Annotated in this window: 13 protein-coding genes; all 13 read right to left on the reverse strand. The window is 62.0% G+C overall.

Going from position 1 to position 15,355, the window contains the following annotated elements:
- Window positions 1–17: 17 nt before the first annotated feature.
- Complete coding sequence (nuoL, locus tag PFEN_RS10040; RefSeq protein WP_191486684.1) at window positions 18–1,871, reverse strand: NADH-quinone oxidoreductase subunit L; 1,854 nt, start codon at window positions 1,869–1,871, stop codon at window positions 18–20.
- Window positions 1,868–2,176, reverse strand: coding sequence for an NADH-quinone oxidoreductase subunit NuoK (nuoK, locus tag PFEN_RS10045; RefSeq protein WP_191486685.1), 309 nt, complete (start codon window positions 2,174–2,176; stop codon window positions 1,868–1,870). The genes nuoL and nuoK overlap by 4 nt, the downstream gene beginning before the upstream one ends.
- Before the next feature lie 3 nt (window positions 2,177–2,179).
- Window positions 2,180–2,680 (reverse strand): NADH-quinone oxidoreductase subunit J, encoded by a 501-nt coding sequence (gene nuoJ / locus PFEN_RS10050; protein WP_191486686.1) that lies wholly within the window; start codon window positions 2,678–2,680, stop codon window positions 2,180–2,182.
- 9 nt (window positions 2,681–2,689) lie between these two features.
- Entirely contained in the window at window positions 2,690–3,238 is a 549-nt protein-coding gene (gene nuoI / locus PFEN_RS10055; protein ID WP_093421186.1) for an NADH-quinone oxidoreductase subunit NuoI, read from the reverse strand.
- An 11-nt stretch (window positions 3,239–3,249) separates the two neighbouring features.
- Entirely contained in the window at window positions 3,250–4,257 is a 1,008-nt protein-coding gene (gene nuoH, locus PFEN_RS10060) for an NADH-quinone oxidoreductase subunit NuoH (RefSeq protein WP_191486687.1), read from the reverse strand.
- Window positions 4,254–6,968 carry an NADH-quinone oxidoreductase subunit NuoG gene (gene nuoG / locus PFEN_RS10065; protein WP_191486688.1) on the reverse strand — a complete coding sequence of 905 codons (2,715 nt, stop codon included), beginning with the start codon at window positions 6,966–6,968 and terminating at the stop codon, window positions 4,254–4,256. Before nuoG ends, nuoH begins: the two co-directional genes overlap by 4 nt.
- A gap of 128 nt (window positions 6,969–7,096) precedes the next feature.
- Entirely contained in the window at window positions 7,097–8,452 is a 1,356-nt protein-coding gene (nuoF, locus tag PFEN_RS10070; RefSeq protein ID WP_191486689.1) for an NADH-quinone oxidoreductase subunit NuoF, read from the reverse strand.
- Entirely contained in the window at window positions 8,449–8,946 is a 498-nt protein-coding gene (gene nuoE / locus PFEN_RS10075; RefSeq protein ID WP_191486690.1) for an NADH-quinone oxidoreductase subunit NuoE, read from the reverse strand. Before nuoE ends, nuoF begins: the two co-directional genes overlap by 4 nt.
- Window positions 8,947–8,948: 2 nt before the next feature.
- Complete coding sequence (gene nuoC / locus PFEN_RS10080) at window positions 8,949–10,730, reverse strand: NADH-quinone oxidoreductase subunit C/D (protein ID WP_191486691.1); 1,782 nt, start codon at window positions 10,728–10,730, stop codon at window positions 8,949–8,951.
- 72 nt (window positions 10,731–10,802) lie between these two features.
- Complete coding sequence (locus PFEN_RS10085; RefSeq protein ID WP_191486692.1) at window positions 10,803–11,477, reverse strand: NuoB/complex I 20 kDa subunit family protein; 675 nt, start codon at window positions 11,475–11,477, stop codon at window positions 10,803–10,805.
- Window positions 11,478–11,487: 10 nt separating this feature from the next.
- On the reverse strand, window positions 11,488–11,901 hold the full coding sequence (locus PFEN_RS10090) for an NADH-quinone oxidoreductase subunit A (RefSeq protein ID WP_191486693.1): 414 nt from the start codon (window positions 11,899–11,901) through the stop codon (window positions 11,488–11,490).
- Between the two features lie 639 nt (window positions 11,902–12,540).
- The gene (gene aceA / locus PFEN_RS10095; RefSeq protein WP_191486694.1) at window positions 12,541–13,866 is read right to left on the reverse strand and encodes an isocitrate lyase; all 1,326 of its coding nucleotides are present in this window, start codon (window positions 13,864–13,866) and stop codon (window positions 12,541–12,543) included.
- A gap of 520 nt (window positions 13,867–14,386) precedes the next feature.
- Window positions 14,387–15,187, reverse strand: a complete 801-nt coding sequence (locus PFEN_RS10100; protein ID WP_191486695.1) for a secretin N-terminal domain-containing protein — start codon at window positions 15,185–15,187, stop codon at window positions 14,387–14,389.
- Between the last annotated feature and the right edge of the window lie 168 nt (window positions 15,188–15,355).

A 15,355-nucleotide genomic window follows, 5' to 3' on the forward strand; every position in this document is an offset into this window, starting at 1 on the left:
TGTCGCAAGGTTCATAGTCAGACCGCTACCAGCACAATGGCGCCCAGCACCACGACGGCACCGGCGGCGATCGACGCGGCATACCAGCGCAGCTGACCGGTCTCGGTGCGGCTCAGGGCGGTGTGACCGCCCTTGGCCATACGCGGGATCAGGCCGATGGTCTGGTCAAGCGGGTCTTTGCGCAGCAGATGACTGATCGCCAGGTACGGCTTGACGAACAGCTTGTCGTAGATCCAGTCGAAGCCCCAGGCGGCGAACCACCAGGCCGAGAGGAAACGCCCGATGCCGCTGTTGGCGATGGCGGTCACGAAGCGACGCTTGCCAAGGAACAACACGGCCGCCAGCAGGATACCGGCCAGGGCGATGGCGCCCGAGGCGATTTCCAGGCTGTGCTTGGCTTCGCCACCGGCATGCCCGGCGCTTTCCGGCAGGACACCCGCCAGTGGTGGATGAATCCAGGCACCGACGAAGGTCGACAGCACGATCAGCACGCCCAGTGGCAGCCAGTGGGCAATCCCGTGGCCGGCATGGGCTTGGGTCTTGGTTTCACCGTGGAAGGCGATGAAGATCAGGCGGAAGGTGTACAGCGAGGTCATGAACGCACCGACCAGACCGGCATAGAGCAGATTCTGGTTACCGCTGGCGAAGGCTTCCCAGAGGATTTCGTCCTTGGAGTAGAAACCGGCGGTCACGATCGGCAGGGCGGACAGGGCGGCACCACCGACGATGAAGCTGGTGTAGGCCAGCGGCAGTTTCTTCCACAGACCACCCATCTTGAAGATGTTCTGCTCGTGGTGGCAGGCAACGATCACTGCGCCGGATGCGAGGAACAGCAGGGCCTTGAAGAAGGCGTGGGTCATCAGGTGGAAGATCGCGCCTTCCCAGGCGCCGACGCCCAGGGCCAGGAACATGTAGCCGATCTGGCTCATGGTCGAGTAGGCGAGGATCCGCTTGATGTCGGTCTGGACCAGGGCGGCGAAGCCGGCCAGGACCAGGGTCACGCCGCCGACGATGCCAACCAGGTGCAGGATATCCGGCGCCAGGCTGAACAGACCGTGGGTACGGGCAATCAGGTAGACACCGGCGGTCACCATGGTGGCGGCGTGGATCAGTGCCGAAACCGGGGTAGGACCGGCCATCGCGTCGGCCAACCAGGTCTGCAGTGGCAGTTGCGCCGATTTACCGACCGCGCCGCCCAGCAGCATCAGGGTCGCCAGGACGATCCAGAAATCGCCGACCTTGAAGTGCTCCGGCGCCTTGACCAGCAGTTCCTGGATATTCAGCGTGCCCAGCTGCGTGAACAGGATGAACAGGCCGATGGCCATGAACACGTCGCCGATGCGGGTGACGATAAAGGCCTTGAGGGCGGCGTTACCGTTGTTGCGGTTGCTGTAGTAGAAACCGATCAACAGGTAGGAGCACAGGCCCACGCCTTCCCAGCCGAAGTACAGGAACAACAGGTTATCGCCGAGCACCAGGAACAGCATGCTGGCGATAAACAGGTTGGTGTAGGCGAAGAAGCGTGAGTAACCGTCTTCACCGCGCATGTACCAGGACGCGAACAGGTGGATCAGGAAACCCACGCCGACCACCACGCCGAGCATGGTGATCGACAGGCCGTCGACATACAGGGCGAAGTTGGGGGCGAAGCCCGCCACCGACATCCACTGCCACAGCACCAGGGTGTAGTGACCACCCTCGGGCGGCGCGACGTTGAATTGCCAGATCACATAGGCCGCCACGATGGCCGAGAGGCCGATGGAGCCGACACCGATCAGGGCCGAGAGGTTTTCCGAGAGGCGTCCACGGGAGAACGACAGCAACAGGAAACCGATCAGGGGAAATACGAAAGTCAGAAAGATCATGTTCATCCGCGCATCTCACTGGCAGCGTCGATATCGAGCGTGTGGAAGCGGCGATACAGCTGTAGCAGGATCGCCAGGCCAATGCTGGCCTCGGCGGCTGCCAGGCTGATCACCAGGATGAACATGATCTGTCCGTCCGGCTGCGCCCAGCGTGCGCCCGCGACAATGAAGGCCAGGGCGGCGGCGTTCATCATCACCTCCAGGCTCATCAGCACGAAGAGGATGTTGCGGCGGACCATCAGGCCGATCAGGCCGAGGCAGAACAGGATACCGGCGACAGCCAGGCCATGTTCCAAAGGGATAGCAGGCATGAGTTACTCCTTCGCCTCGTTGCGGCCCAAGTGGAATGCCGTGATGGCTGCGGCGAGCAGCAGCATCGAGGCGAGTTCGACCGCCAGCAGGTACGGACCGAACAGGCTGATGCCCACGGTCTTGGCGCCCACGGTGGTTTGACCGATGCCCACGCCGCTGCTATGGCTGAACAGCACATAGAGCAGTTCGAGCAGCAGCAGGGCGGAGAGGATCACCGGCCCGATCCAGATCCCCGGTTTGAGCCAGTCGCGCTCTTGCAGCACCGAGGCGGGACCCAGGTTCAGCATCATCACCACGAACACGAACAGCACCATGATGGCACCGGCGTAGGCGATCACTTCCAGGGCTCCGGCAAATGGCGCGCCGAGGCTGAAGAAGGTCATCGCCACGGCGATCAGCGAGATAATCAGGTAGAGCAGGGCATGCACAGGGTTGGTGTTGGTGATCACGCGCAGCGTGGACAGAACAGCGACACCCGATGCGAAATAGAAAGCGAATTCCATCGTTCTTCCTTAAGGCAGCAAGCTCTTCACGTTGATCGGCTCGGCTTCGTTCTGGGCGGAGCCTTTCGGCTTCCCGGCGACGGCCATGCCTGCAACACGATAGAAGTTGTAATCAGGGTTCTTGCCGGGGCCGGAGATCAGCAGATCTTCTTTCTCGTACACCAGGTCCTGACGTTTGAACTCGGCCATTTCGAAATCCGGTGTCAGCTGGATCGCGGTGGTCGGGCAGGCTTCCTCGCAGAGGCCACAGAAAATGCAGCGCGAGAAGTTGATGCGGAAGAACTCCGGGTACCAACGACCGTCGTCGGTTTCGGCTTTCTGCAGCGAGATGCAGCCCACCGGGCACGCCACGGCGCACAGGTTGCAGGCTACACAGCGCTCTTCGCCGTCGGGGTCGCGGGTCAGCACGATGCGACCGCGATAACGCGGCGGCAGGTACACCGCCTCTTCCGGGTATTGCAGGGTGTCGCGTTTGCGGAAGCCGTGGCCGAAAATCATCACCAGGCTTCGCAACTGGGTACCGGTACCCTTAACGATGTCGCCAATATATTTGAACATGGGTCAAATCCTCACTGAACCGCGCCCGCGGGCGTGTTCAACAACACAAGCGCAGCGGTCACCAGCAAATTGATCAGGGTCAGCGGCAGGCAGAATTTCCAGCTGAAGTCCATCACCTGGTCATAGCGTGGGCGCGGGATCGAAGCGCGCAGCAGGATGAACAGCATGATGAAGAACGCGGTCTTCAGGGCGAACCAGACGAAGGACAGTTGCGGCAGGATGCCGAACGGACCGTGCCAGCCACCGAAGAACAGGGTGACCAGCAATGCCGAGATCAGGATGATGCCGATGTACTCGCCGACGAAGAACATGCCCCATTTCATGCCGGCATATTCAATGTGGTAACCGTCGGCCAGTTCCTGCTCCGCTTCCGGTTGGTCGAAGGGGTGACGGTGAGTCACGGCCACGCCAGCGATGAAGAAGGTCAGGAAACCGAAGATCTGCGGAATGATGAACCACAGGTGCTGGGCCTGGTAGTCGACGATATCGCGCATGTTGAACGAGCCGACCTGGACCACGATGCCCATCAGCGACAGGCCCATGAACACTTCATAGGACACGGTCTGGGCCGAGGCGCGCAAGCTGCCCAGCAGGGCGTACTTGTTGGCGCTCGACCAACCGGCGAACAACACCGCGTAGACCGACAGGCCGGCCATGGCGAAGAAGAACAGCAGGCCGATGTTCAGGTCCGCGACACCCCAGGTCGGGGTGATCGGGATGATCGAGAAGGCGATCAGCAAGGCGCTCATGGCCACCACCGGTGCCAGGGTGAAGATCACCTTGTCGGCGAACGGTGGTGTCCAGTCTTCCTTGAAGAACATCTTCAGCATGTCGGCGGCGATCTGGAACATGCCGAACGGGCCAACGCGGTTCGGACCGTAGCGGTCCTGCCACCAGCCCAGCAGGCGACGTTCGACGAAGCTCAGCAAGGCCCCCGCGACCACGACGGCCAGCAGGATGACAATGGCCTTGATGACCGTGAGGATCACGTCGATCACTTCAGGTGTGAACCAGGTCATTGAGCTGCCTCCTGCAGACCGTCAACGGATTTGCCGAAAATCGCCGGGGGAATGCCTGCCAGACCGGCCGGCAAGGCCACCAGGCCAGCGCCCAGTTCTTCATTGATGCGCAACGGCAGGCGCAGGGTGACGCCGGCCACGTTCAGGCTCAGCAGCGCGCCGTCGTTGACCCCCAGGCGGTCCGCCTCGGACTTGGCCAGCGACACATAGGCCGCCGGGATGCGCTCTTGTACCGGCGCGGCTTTCGAGGAGGTTTCCTCGCTGCCGAACAGGTGGAAGAACGGCACCACTTGCCAGGTGCCCTGGGCCGGGTTGAAGGCGCGCGGCACATTGGCGAACCAGTTCAGCGCATCGCCCTGGCTTTCGATCAGGCGGGTGCCCGGGTCGCCGGCACGGATATGACCACCGACTTCGTCCTGGAACTTGTTCCAGGCCTGTGGCGAGTTCCAGCCCGGCGACCAGGCGAACGGCACCTGCTGGCGCGGTTCGACGGAGCCCGAGTAACCTTCCATGGAGAAGGCGAAGGCGCTGTCGATGTCCTGGGAGGTGCGCGGCTCGTGCACGCTGATATTGGCGCGCATGGCGGTCCGGCCGGAGTAACGCAGCGGTTCACGGGCCAGTTTCATGCCCTTGATGCGGAACGCGGCGGACGGCGCGGCATCGACGATGCGCGCCAGTTGCGGGGTGCTGGCGGCGCAGGCGGCGGTGACGTGGTCCAGTTGGGTCCAGTCGATCGGTTGGTTCAGCAGGGTCGCGCGCAGGGCGTGCAGCCAGCGCCAGCCTTCGTGGACCAGGATGCTGGCATCGAGGTACTTCGGATCGAAGACCTGGAAGAAGCGCTGGGCGCGGCCTTCCTGGCTGACCAGGGTACCGTCGCCTTCGGCGAAGCTGGCCGCTGGCAGCACCAGGTGGGCGCGGTCGCTGGTGGCGGTCTTCTGGTGGTCGGCCACGATCAGCACTTTCGCGGCGTTCAGCGCGGCGTCGACCTTGGCTTTGTCGGTGCGGGTGTACAGATCGTTTTCCAGCACGACGATGGCGTCGGCCTTGCCATCGATTACCGCTTGCAGGGCCGCGTCCAGCGATTCGCCTCCGAACATGGCCAGGCCGAGGCTGTTGGCTTCCGGTACGATCAGGCTGATGGAGCCGTTCTTCTCGCGCAGCTTCAAGGCTTTGGCAATGTTTGCCGCCGCTTCGATCAACGCCTTGGAACCCAGGGAGGTGCCGGCGATGATCAGTGGGCGCTTGGCTGCCAACAGGGCGTCGGCAATGCGCTTGGCCAGTGCCTGGGCTTCAGCGTCCAGGCCCTCGACGGCCGGGGCGCTGGCGTCGAGGGCGTGAGCCACGGCGAAACCGATGCGGGCCAGGTCGTCGGGCGCGGCGTGCACGCACTCTTCGGCGATGTCGTCGAGCTTGGTTTCAGCGAGGCTGGCGATAAACAGCGGGTTCAGCGCGTGCTGGCCGATGTTCTTCACGGCGGCGTCGAGCCAAGGCTGGACGCGCATGGCGTCAGCCATGTCTTCGGCCTTGCCCTTGACCGACTGGCGCAGGGCCAGGGCCATGCGGGCGGCGGTCTGGGTCAGGTCTTCACCGAGGACGAACACGGCGTCGTGGTCTTCGATGTCGCGCATGTTCGGCACCGGCAGCGGACTGTCCTTGAGGACTTGCAGGACCAGGCGGATGCGTTCCAGCTCAGCGGCTTCGATACCCGAGTAGAAGTGCTCGGCACCCACCAGTTCGCGCAGCGCGTAGTTGCTTTCCAGGCTGGCGCGGGGTGAACCGATACCGACGATGTTGCGCCCGCGCAGCAGCTCGGCGGCTTTATCCAGTGCTTCGTCCAGGCTCAACTTGGCGCCATTGGCCAGCAGTGGCTGACGTGGGCGATCTTCGCGGTTGACGTAGCCATAGCCGAAACGGCCACGGTCACAGAGGAAGTACTGGTTCACCGAACCGTTGAAGCGGTTTTCGATGCGCCGCAGTTCGCCGTAGCGCTCGCCCGGGCTGATGTTGCAACCGCTGGAGCAGCCGTGGCAGATGCTCGGCGAGAACTGCATGTCCCACTTGCGGTTGTAGCGCTCGGAGTGGGTCTTGTCGGTGAACACACCGGTCGGGCAGACCTCGGTGAGGTTGCCGGAGAACTCGCTTTCCAGGGTGCCGTCTTCGACGCAACCGAAGTACACGTTGTCATGGGCACCGAACACGCCCAGGTCGGTACCGCCGGCGTAGTCCTTGTAGTAGCGCACGCAGCGATAGCAGGCGATGCAGCGGTTCATCTCGTGGGCGATGAACGGGCCGAGCTCCTGGTTCTGGTGGGTGCGCTTGGTGAAGCGATAACGGCGCTCGTTGTGGCCGGTCATCACGGTCATGTCTTGCAGGTGGCAGTGACCGCCTTCCTCGCAGACCGGGCAGTCGTGCGGGTGGTTGGTCATCAGCCATTCGACGACGCTGGCACGGAAGACTTTCGCTTCCTCGTCGTCGATGGAAATCCAGCTGCCGTCGGAAGCCGGGGTCATGCAGGACATGACGATACGACCACGCTTGTCGTTTTCGTCGTTGAACTGCTTGACCGCGCACTGGCGACAGGCACCGACGCTACCGAGCGCGGGGTGCCAGCAGAAATAAGGGATGTCGAGGCCTAGCGACAGACAAGCCTGTAACAGGTTGTCCGCCCCATCGACTTCGAGCGCTTTGCCGTCTACGTGGATAGTGGCCATGGTTCAAAGTTCTTCGTTGGCCCGCGTCTGCGGGCGTGGCTAATGGAATCCTGGTCCTCGCCTGGCGCATTGCGGTGCGTCTTCAGGCGAGCAAGAGGGCGGCACGGACCGCCCTCCCTTTCGATACGTTATGCGCCGACTACGATCGGCCGCGCCAAAGGCGGGATGGCGGCACCTTTGGGTGCGATGCCAGCCTCGAACTCCGGACGGAAATACTTGATGGCGCTGCCCAAGGGCTCGACGGCACCTGGTGCGTGGGCACAGAAGGTCTTGCCCGGGCCGAGGAAACCGACCAGACCCAGCAGGGTCTCGATATCGCCGGCCTGGCCTTCGCCGTTCTCCAGCGCGCGCAGCAGCTTGACGCTCCACGGCAGGCCGTCGCGGCAAGGGGTGCAGAAACCGCACGACTCACGGGCGAAGAACTCTTCCATGTTGCGCAGCAGCGAGACCATGTTGACGCTGTCGTCCACCGCCATCGCCAGGCCGGTGCCCATCCGGGTGCCGACCTTGGCGATGCCGCCGGCATACATTTGCGCGTCGAGGTGCTCGGGCAGGAGGAAACCAGTACCGGCACCGCCTGGCTGCCAGCACTTGAGCTTGAAGCCATCGCGCATGCCGCCGGCGTAGTCTTCGAACAGCTCGCGGGCGGTGACGCCGAACGGCAGTTCCCACAGGCCGGGGTTCTTCACTTTACCGGAGAAGCCCATCAGCTTGGTGCCGTGGTCCTCGCTGCCTTCGCGGGCGAGGGATTTGTACCAGTCGACGCCGTTGCCGATGATCGCCGGTACGTTGCACAGGGTCTCGACGTTGTTCACGCAGGTCGGCTTGCCCCAGACGCCGACGGCGGCGGGGAAGGGCGGCTTGGAGCGTGGGTTGGCGCGCCGGCCTTCGAGGGAGTTGATCAGCGCGGTTTCTTCACCGCAGATGTAACGCCCGGCGCCGGTGTGGACGAACAGCTCGAAGTCGAAGCCGCTGCCGAGGATGTTCTTGCCCAGCAGGCCGGCGGCCTTGGCTTCTTCCACGGCACGATTGAGGTGCTTGGCCGCGGTGGTGTATTCGCCGCGCAGGAAGATATAGCCGCGGTAGGTTTTCAGCGCCCGGGCGCTGATCAGCATGCCTTCGATCAGCAGATGGGGCAGTTGCTCCATCAGCATGCGGTCTTTCCAGGTGTTGGGTTCCATTTCATCCGCGTTGCACAGCAGGTAGCGGATGTTCATGGATTCGTCTTTGGGCATCAGGCCCCACTTCACCCCGGTGGGGAAGCCGGCACCGCCGCGACCCTTGAGGCCGGCGTCCTTCACGGTCTGGACGATATCGTCCGTGGCCATGTCGGCGAAGGCCTTGCGGGCGGCGGCATAACCGTTCTTGGCCTGGTACTCGTCGAGCCATACGGGTTCCGCGTCATCACGCAGGCGCCAGGTCAGCGGGTGGGTTTCCGCCGCGCGCGCAATGCGGTTGGCCGGGCCGAAGGAAGTCAGGGTCATACGTAGCCCTCCAGCAGTTTGGCAACGCCGGCTGGCTGGACGTCGCCGAAGGTGTCGTCGTCGATCATCAGCGCCGGGGCCTTGTCGCAGTTGCCGAGGCAGCAGACGGGCAGCAGGGTGAAGCGGCCGTCGGCGGTGGTCTGACCCAGGCCGATGCCGAGCTTGCTCTGCAGTTCGCCGACCACCGACTCGTGGCCGCCGATGTAGCAGACCATGCTGTCGCAGACGCGAATGATGTGGCGACCCACCGGCTGGCGGAAGATCTGGCTGTAGAAGGTCGCGACGCCTTCGACGTCGCTGGCCGGGATGCCAAGGATCTCGCCGATGGCATAGAGCGCGCCGTCAGGCACCCAGCCACGTTCCTTCTGGACGATCTTCAGGGCTTCGATGGACGCCGCGCGCGGGTCTTCGTAGTGATGCAGCTCGTGCTCGATGGCCGAGCGCTCGGTTTCGCTCAGGGCGAAACGGTCTGTCTGGATAAGCGGGCTGTTCATGCTTAGCGGTCCACGTCGGCCATAACGAAGTCGATACTACCCAGGTACGCGATCAAGTCCGCGACCATGCTGCCTTTGATCACCGAAGGGATCTGTTGCAGGTGCGGGAAACTTGGGGTGCGGATCCGGGTACGGTAGCTCATGGTGCCGCCGTCGCTCGTCAGGTAATAACTGTTGATGCCCTTGGTCGCTTCGATCATCTGGAAGGATTCGTTGGCCGGCATCACCGGGCCCCACGAAACCTGCAGGAAGTGCGTGATCAGGGTCTCGATGTGCTGCAGCGTGCGCTCTTTCGGTGGCGGCGTGGTCAGCGGATGATCCGCCTTGTACGGACCTTCCGGCATGTTGCGCAGGCACTGGTCGATGATCTTGATGCTCTGGCGCATTTCCTCGACGCGCACCATGCAGCGGTCATAGGCGTCGCCGTTGACCGCCAGCGGTACTTCGAACTCGAAGTTCTCGTAGCCGGAGTACGGACGGGCCTTGCGCAGGTCGAAATCGCAACCGGTGGAACGCAGGCCGGCACCGGTGACACCCCATTCCAGGGCTTCCTTGGTGTTGTAGGCGGCGACACCGATGGTCCGACCCTTGAGGATGCTGTTCTGCAGGGCCGCCTTGGTGTATTCGTCGAGACGTTTTGGCAGCCAGTCGACGAATTCCTTGACCAGTTTGTCCCAGCCGCGTGGCAGGTCGTGGGCGACGCCGCCGATGCGGTACCAGGCCGGGTGCAGGCGGAAGCCGGTGATGGCCTCGATCACCTTGTAGGCGCGCTGGCGGTCGGTGAAGGTGAAGAACACCGGGGTCATGGCGCCGACGTCCTGGATATAGGTACCCAGGAACAGCAGGTGGCTGGTGATCCGGAAGAACTCGGCCATCATGATGCGGATGGTGTCGACCCGGTCCGGCACCTTGATGCCGGCCAGCTTCTCGACCGAGAGCACGTATGGCAGGTTGTTCATTACCCCGCCGAGGTAGTCGATACGGTCGGTGTAGGGGATGAAGCTGTGCCAGGACTGGCGTTCGGCCATTTTCTCGGCGCCACGGTGGTGGTAGCCGATGTCCGGGACGCAGTCGACGATTTCTTCGCCGTCCAGTTGCAGGATGATGCGGAAGGCACCGTGGGCCGAAGGGTGGTTCGGGCCCAGGTTGAGGAACATGTAGTCCTCGTTGCTGCCGGAACGCTTCATGCCCCAGTCTTCGGGACGGAAGCGCGCGGCCTCTTCCTCGAGCTGCTGCTTGGCCAGGGTCAGGCTGTACGGATCGAATTCGGTGGCGCGGGCCGGGAAGTCCTTGCGCAGCGGGTGACCTTCCCAGGTCGGCGGCATCATGATGCGCGACAGGTGCGGGTGGCCTTTGAAGTCGATGCCGAACATGTCCCAGACTTCGCGTTCGTACCAGTTGGCATTCGGCCAGATGCTGGTGATGCTCGGTACGCTGAGGTCGCTCTCGGACAAGGCGACTTTGATCATCACGTCACTATTACGCTCGATCGAGAGCAGGTGATAGAAGACGCTGAAATCGGCCGCCGGCAAGCCCTGGCGCTTGGTGCGCAGACGCTCGTCCACGCCGTGCAGGTCATAGAGCATGACGTACGGCTTGGGCAGATTGCGCAGGAAAGTCAGGACTTCGACGAGCTTGGCCCGGGTCACCCACAGTACCGGCATGCCGGTGCGGGTGGCCTGGGCAGTGAAGGCCTCGGGGCCAAAACGGTTGTTCAGTTCGACGACCACATCCTGGTCGTCAGCCTTGTAGGGCGGGATGTACAGAGCATTGCCTGTAGTCATGGTTTCTTATCGCTTTCGGTCAACGTAAAGAATGAAGCCAGCTTCTCGTTTCTTTTACAGAGCGGATCTGGATCAGACTTCGTCGGGGCTGCGCAGGTTGGTGACCTGAATACGCTGTTCGCGGCGCTGTTCCTTTTGTGACGGCATCTCGGCGCGGTATACGCCTTGATCACCGACGACCCAGGAAAGTGGGCGACGCTCCTGGCCAATCGACTCCTGCAACAGCATCAAGCCTTGCAGGAAAGCCTCGGGACGGGGCGGGCAGCCAGGCACGTAGACATCCACGGGGAGGAATTTGTCCACCCCCTGGACCACGGAATAAATGTCGTACATGCCGCCGGAGTTGGCACACGAACCCATGGAGATGACCCACTTGGGTTCGAGCATTTGCTCATAGAGACGCTGGATGATCGGCGCCATCTTGATGAAGCAGGTGCCGGCAATAACCATGAAATCCGCCTGGCGCGGCGATGCCCGGATAACCTCGGCGCCGAAGCGGGCGATGTCGTGGGGCGCCGTGAAGGCGGTGGTCATTTCCACGTAGCAGCAGGACAAGCCGAAGTTGTACGGCCACAGGGAGTTTTTGCGCCCCCAGTTGACCGCGCCGCTCAGCACGTCTTCCAGCTTGCCCATGAAGATGTTCTTGTGGACTTGATCTTCTAACGGATCGGAAACGGTTTCCCGTTGGCCAATCGGGTACTGCTCGTTAGGAGCATCCGGGTCGATTCGGGTGAGATTGTATTGCATTGCCAAAGCCTCATTGTTTCAGCTTCGCCTGCCGCTTCTGACGAGCTTGCGGAGCCCAATCAAGCGCCCCCACTCGGTAAAGGTAGACAAGACCTGCCAACAGAATTGCTATGAAAACGAGAGCTTCGACGAATCCGGTCCAGCCGCTTTCGCGGACGGACACAGACCATGCAAAGAGAAAGAGGGCTTCGATATCGAAGATCACGAACAGCATCGCGACCAGATAGAATTTGGCGGAGAGCCGCAAGCGGGCGCTGCCGGTGGGGAGCATGCCGGACTCGAACGGTTCGTTTTTGCTGCGGCCCCAGGCTTTTGACCCGAGGAGGCTGGATACACCGAGCATGAAGGCACAGAGGCCGACGACGCCGAGCAGGAAAATGGCAAAGCCCCAGTTATGGGCCATGAGTCCGGTCGCTTCGGTCATGCGGGCAATCCTTAACAGAGCGCAAAGGGCTCTGAGCGTGATAAAGAAATAAAAGCAGTGACGATATGTCGCAGTGCAATCTATCCCAGTGATTTTATGGCTAAACACCGGGCAAGTAAATTTTCTATAGCGAAATTATTGGTTGGAATAAGGGCATGTTGAGCTCTCGATGGCTCGCAGGCCATGCGTTACGGGCATTAGGCACCTTTTTGTTAATTATGTTTTATTCAGGCTGTAATGAACGAAGTTAATCTTGAATGATAATTGATATCGTTTGGGCGGCTCCAGTGCTTGCTGTTGGCGGCGTGGGCAAGTGTAGTGGGTTTAAACGCACTCGGGATGAAAGTTGCGTCGCGCGCCGTTTTTAGCGTTTTTTGTCGCATTGGATACCGACCTGGATCAATGTTTTGCGCTGTCACGGCTGAACGCATTCCTTTAGGAGCCGGGCTCGTCGGGACGCCGCACCGCCGCGAAGAGGTCCTTGCGGCCGCCTTCGCGGGCAAGCCCTGCTCCTACAGGGGCGCGGTGGGGTTGTAAGCGACGGGCAAAAAAACGCCCCGAACCAGTCGGGGCGTCAGTTTTTCAGACCTTCCAGTTAGTTCTGGTTCGCTCTGGAATGGCCGCTTGCTCGCCGTGTACTCAGTGGAACTGTTCTTCTTCGGTCGAACCGGTCAGCGCGGTCACCGAGGACGTGCCGCCCTGGATCACGGTGGTCATGTCGTCGAAGTAGCCGGTGCCGACTTCCTGCTGGTGCGCCACGAAGGTGTAACCCTTGGCCGCGTCGGCGAATTCCTGCTCCTGCAGCTTCACGTAGGCGGTCATGTCGTTGCGGGCGTAGTCGTGCGCCAGGTTGAACATGCTGTGCCACATGTTGTGGATGCCCGCCAGGGTGATGAACTGGTGCTTGTAGCCCATGGCCGACAGTTCGCGCTGGAACTTGGCGATGGTCGCGTCGTCCAGGTTTTTCTTCCAGTTGAAGGAAGGCGAGCAGTTGTAGGACAGGATCTGGTCCGGGTATTCCTTCTTGATGGCCTCGGCGAAGCGACGGGCTTCGTCCAGGTCCGGCTTGGCGGTTTCGCACCAGATCAGGTCGGCGTACGGCGCGTAGGCCAGACCGCGGGCGATGGCTTGATCGAGGCCGGCGCGGACCTTGTAGAAACCTTCCTGGGTGCGGGTGCCAACAACGAACGGTTGGTCGTACGGGTCGCAGTCGGAGGTCAGCAGGTCAGCGGCGTTGGCGTCGGTACGGGCCAGGATGATGGTCGGGACACCGGCAACGTCGGCCGCCAGACGGGCAGCGGTCAGCTTCTGCACGGCTTCCTGGGTCGGTACCAGGACCTTGCCGCCCATGTGGCCGCATTTTTTCACCGAGGCCAGTTGGTCTTCGAAGTGCACGCCGGCGGCGCCCGCTTCGATCATGCTCTTCATCAGTTCGTAGGCGTTCAGGACGCCACCGAAACCGGCTTCGGCGTCGGCCACGATGGGGGCGAAGTAGTCGATGTAGCCGTCATCGCCAGGGTTCTTGCCGGCTTTCCACTGGATCTGGTCGGCGCGACGGAACGAGTTGTTGATGCGCTTGACCACGGTTGGCACGGAGTCCACCGGGTACAGCGACTGGTCGGGGTACATGGATTCGGCGGAGTTGTTGTCCGCGGCCACTTGCCAGCCCGACAGGTAGATCGCCTGGATACCGGCCTTGACTTGTTGCACGGCCTGGCCGCCGGTCAGGGCGCCCATGCAGTTGACGAAGTCCTTGTCCGGGCGGAAGGACGGCTTGGCGCCCTGGGTGACCAGGTTCCACAGTTTCTCGGCGCCCATGCGGGCCAGAGTGTGCTCGGGTTGAACCGAGCCACGCAGGCGGACCACGTCAGCGGCGGAGTAAGTGCGTGTCACGCCTTTCCAGCGCGGGTTTTCAGCCCAGTCTTTTTCAAGGGCTGCAATTTGCTGTTCGCGTGTCAGTGCCATGGAGATAAACCTCGTCGCGTCTTTTGTAAAAAGTCGTTCATGGGTGGAAAGTTCCGTGCTCCGCCCACTGTGCAAGCCTAGGGCTTGGGCAAAAGGCTGCTCGCTGACCAGAAGCTTAGGCACTCAGGTGTGGTCCGACGGGGAATGCGACGATTGAACGATGGGCTCAAGGGGGGGGAAGTGAGCGAGGTGAGGGCGATCCGTCGGGCGCATTGGGGCGTCGTGGGCCTTCATGCGGGCTTCAGAGGTCTTGCCGTTCTACCTGATTACGCTTCCGTCCCTCGGGACAACTTCGTTCCAGTCGCAATCTCGTCAAACACGCCTTGTGGGCGGTACAGACACGAATCGGCTCAGGTGGGTAGTTCAGAGCGGCGATCCGAAGGCCCTTGCCAGGGCCCCTGATTAGCGGGAGCGAGGCCATCATGCCTTCGGTTTTTTGGCGCGTCAAACGTTTTGTAGTGCTTTTTTATAGGCACTACATCTTTGGTCTAATACGACTTGCCAGTCAGTTTCCGGTGCTTTAGTCCAAGGTGTCGACTTTCACCCGTAAAGTCATGTCGTTACGCCCGGAGGTCGAGTAGCTGCGGGTTAGCGCCTGGCGATCGGCCTGGCTCTGGCCATTGACGCCGGCCAGGGTGATCCACTCGCCCAGGCGCCCGCTGACGGTTGTGTCGGTGCTTTGCACATTCACTACATCCTGACGCTCCTGGCTCATCCGGTCACGATTGGTACTGATGGACAAGTGAACGATGTCGCCGGTGACGCTGGCGGTGACGTAGAAGCCCTGGGTCACGTTGCGGTACTGGTTCTGGATCTGTGTCAGCGGCTGTTGGTTCGGGTTCTGGGTCTGGCTGGTGCCGTTGCCGAAGGACTGGTTGGTGCTGATGGCGGTGGTCAGCGGCACGCTCTGGCCGACCTGGATCAGCGCCGGGGCGCCTTCGACGGTCTGGACTTGTTGCAGGCCGCCGTCACGGCTGCCGGTGCCATAGCTGATGATGCGGGTCTGGTTCTGGCCGTTGGTGCTATAGCCCTGGGTGTTCTGGTCGTTGCTGTCGCTGGTGTCGACACTGATCAGCAGGCGTCTGGCTGGGGTGTCCAATTGCCCGAGGAACTCACGCAGTTCCTTGATCTTGCCTGGTTCGGCATTGACGATCAGTTGGTTCTGGTAGGCGCTGGCCTTGCCGTCCTTGCCGAGAAAGTCCTGGGCCACCGGCAGCAGGTCGGCGCTGGTGCGGTAGTTCAGGGGGATGATTTCAGTGGCGGCCTGGGCGCTGAGGGTGCAGGCCAGGAGCAGGCCGGTGAGCAGGGTACGTAGGGACATGTCCGTTATCTCCGCGTTGGACTTGAGCTATGCGTTGAGTTTGACAGTTTCTCGGCTGTTGGTGGGTCAAGTTGAATCGCGCACGGCAAAACGCCCCGGCATCGGCGGGATGGCGGGGCGTTTTTTTTGGGGGGGGCTGTCTACTTGTGGCGAGCGGGCTTGCCCGCG

The organism is Pseudomonas sp. FEN, from assembly GCF_904067045.1.
In the GTDB taxonomy this organism is placed as follows: domain Bacteria; phylum Pseudomonadota; class Gammaproteobacteria; order Pseudomonadales; family Pseudomonadaceae; genus Aquipseudomonas.

Coding starts and splice junctions, on each gene's coding strand:
- PFEN_RS10090 (WP_191486693.1), bottom strand. CDS start 11,901: ATGACCGAAGCGACCGGACTCATGGCCCATAACTGGGGCTTTGCCATT.
- aceA (WP_191486694.1), bottom strand. CDS start 13,866: ATGGCACTGACACGCGAACAGCAAATTGCAGCCCTTGAAAAAGACTGG.
- PFEN_RS10100 (WP_191486695.1), bottom strand. CDS start 15,187: ATGTCCCTACGTACCCTGCTCACCGGCCTGCTCCTGGCCTGCACCCTC.
- nuoJ (WP_191486686.1), bottom strand. CDS start 2,680: ATGGAATTCGCTTTCTATTTCGCATCGGGTGTCGCTGTTCTGTCCACG.
- nuoC (WP_191486691.1), bottom strand. CDS start 10,730: ATGACTACAGGCAATGCTCTGTACATCCCGCCCTACAAGGCTGACGAC.
- nuoF (WP_191486689.1), bottom strand. CDS start 8,452: ATGACCCTGACTTCCTTCGGCCCGGCCAACCGCATTGCGCGCGCGGCG.
- nuoH (WP_191486687.1), bottom strand. CDS start 4,257: ATGACCTGGTTCACACCTGAAGTGATCGACGTGATCCTCACGGTCATC.
- nuoI (WP_093421186.1), bottom strand. CDS start 3,238: ATGTTCAAATATATTGGCGACATCGTTAAGGGTACCGGTACCCAGTTG.
- nuoK (WP_191486685.1), bottom strand. CDS start 2,176: ATGCCTGCTATCCCTTTGGAACATGGCCTGGCTGTCGCCGGTATCCTG.
- nuoG (WP_191486688.1), bottom strand. CDS start 6,968: ATGGCCACTATCCACGTAGACGGCAAAGCGCTCGAAGTCGATGGGGCG.
- PFEN_RS10085 (WP_191486692.1), bottom strand. CDS start 11,477: ATGCAATACAATCTCACCCGAATCGACCCGGATGCTCCTAACGAGCAG.
- nuoE (WP_191486690.1), bottom strand. CDS start 8,946: ATGAACAGCCCGCTTATCCAGACAGACCGTTTCGCCCTGAGCGAAACC.
- nuoL (WP_191486684.1), bottom strand. CDS start 1,871: ATGAACATGATCTTTCTGACTTTCGTATTTCCCCTGATCGGTTTCCTG.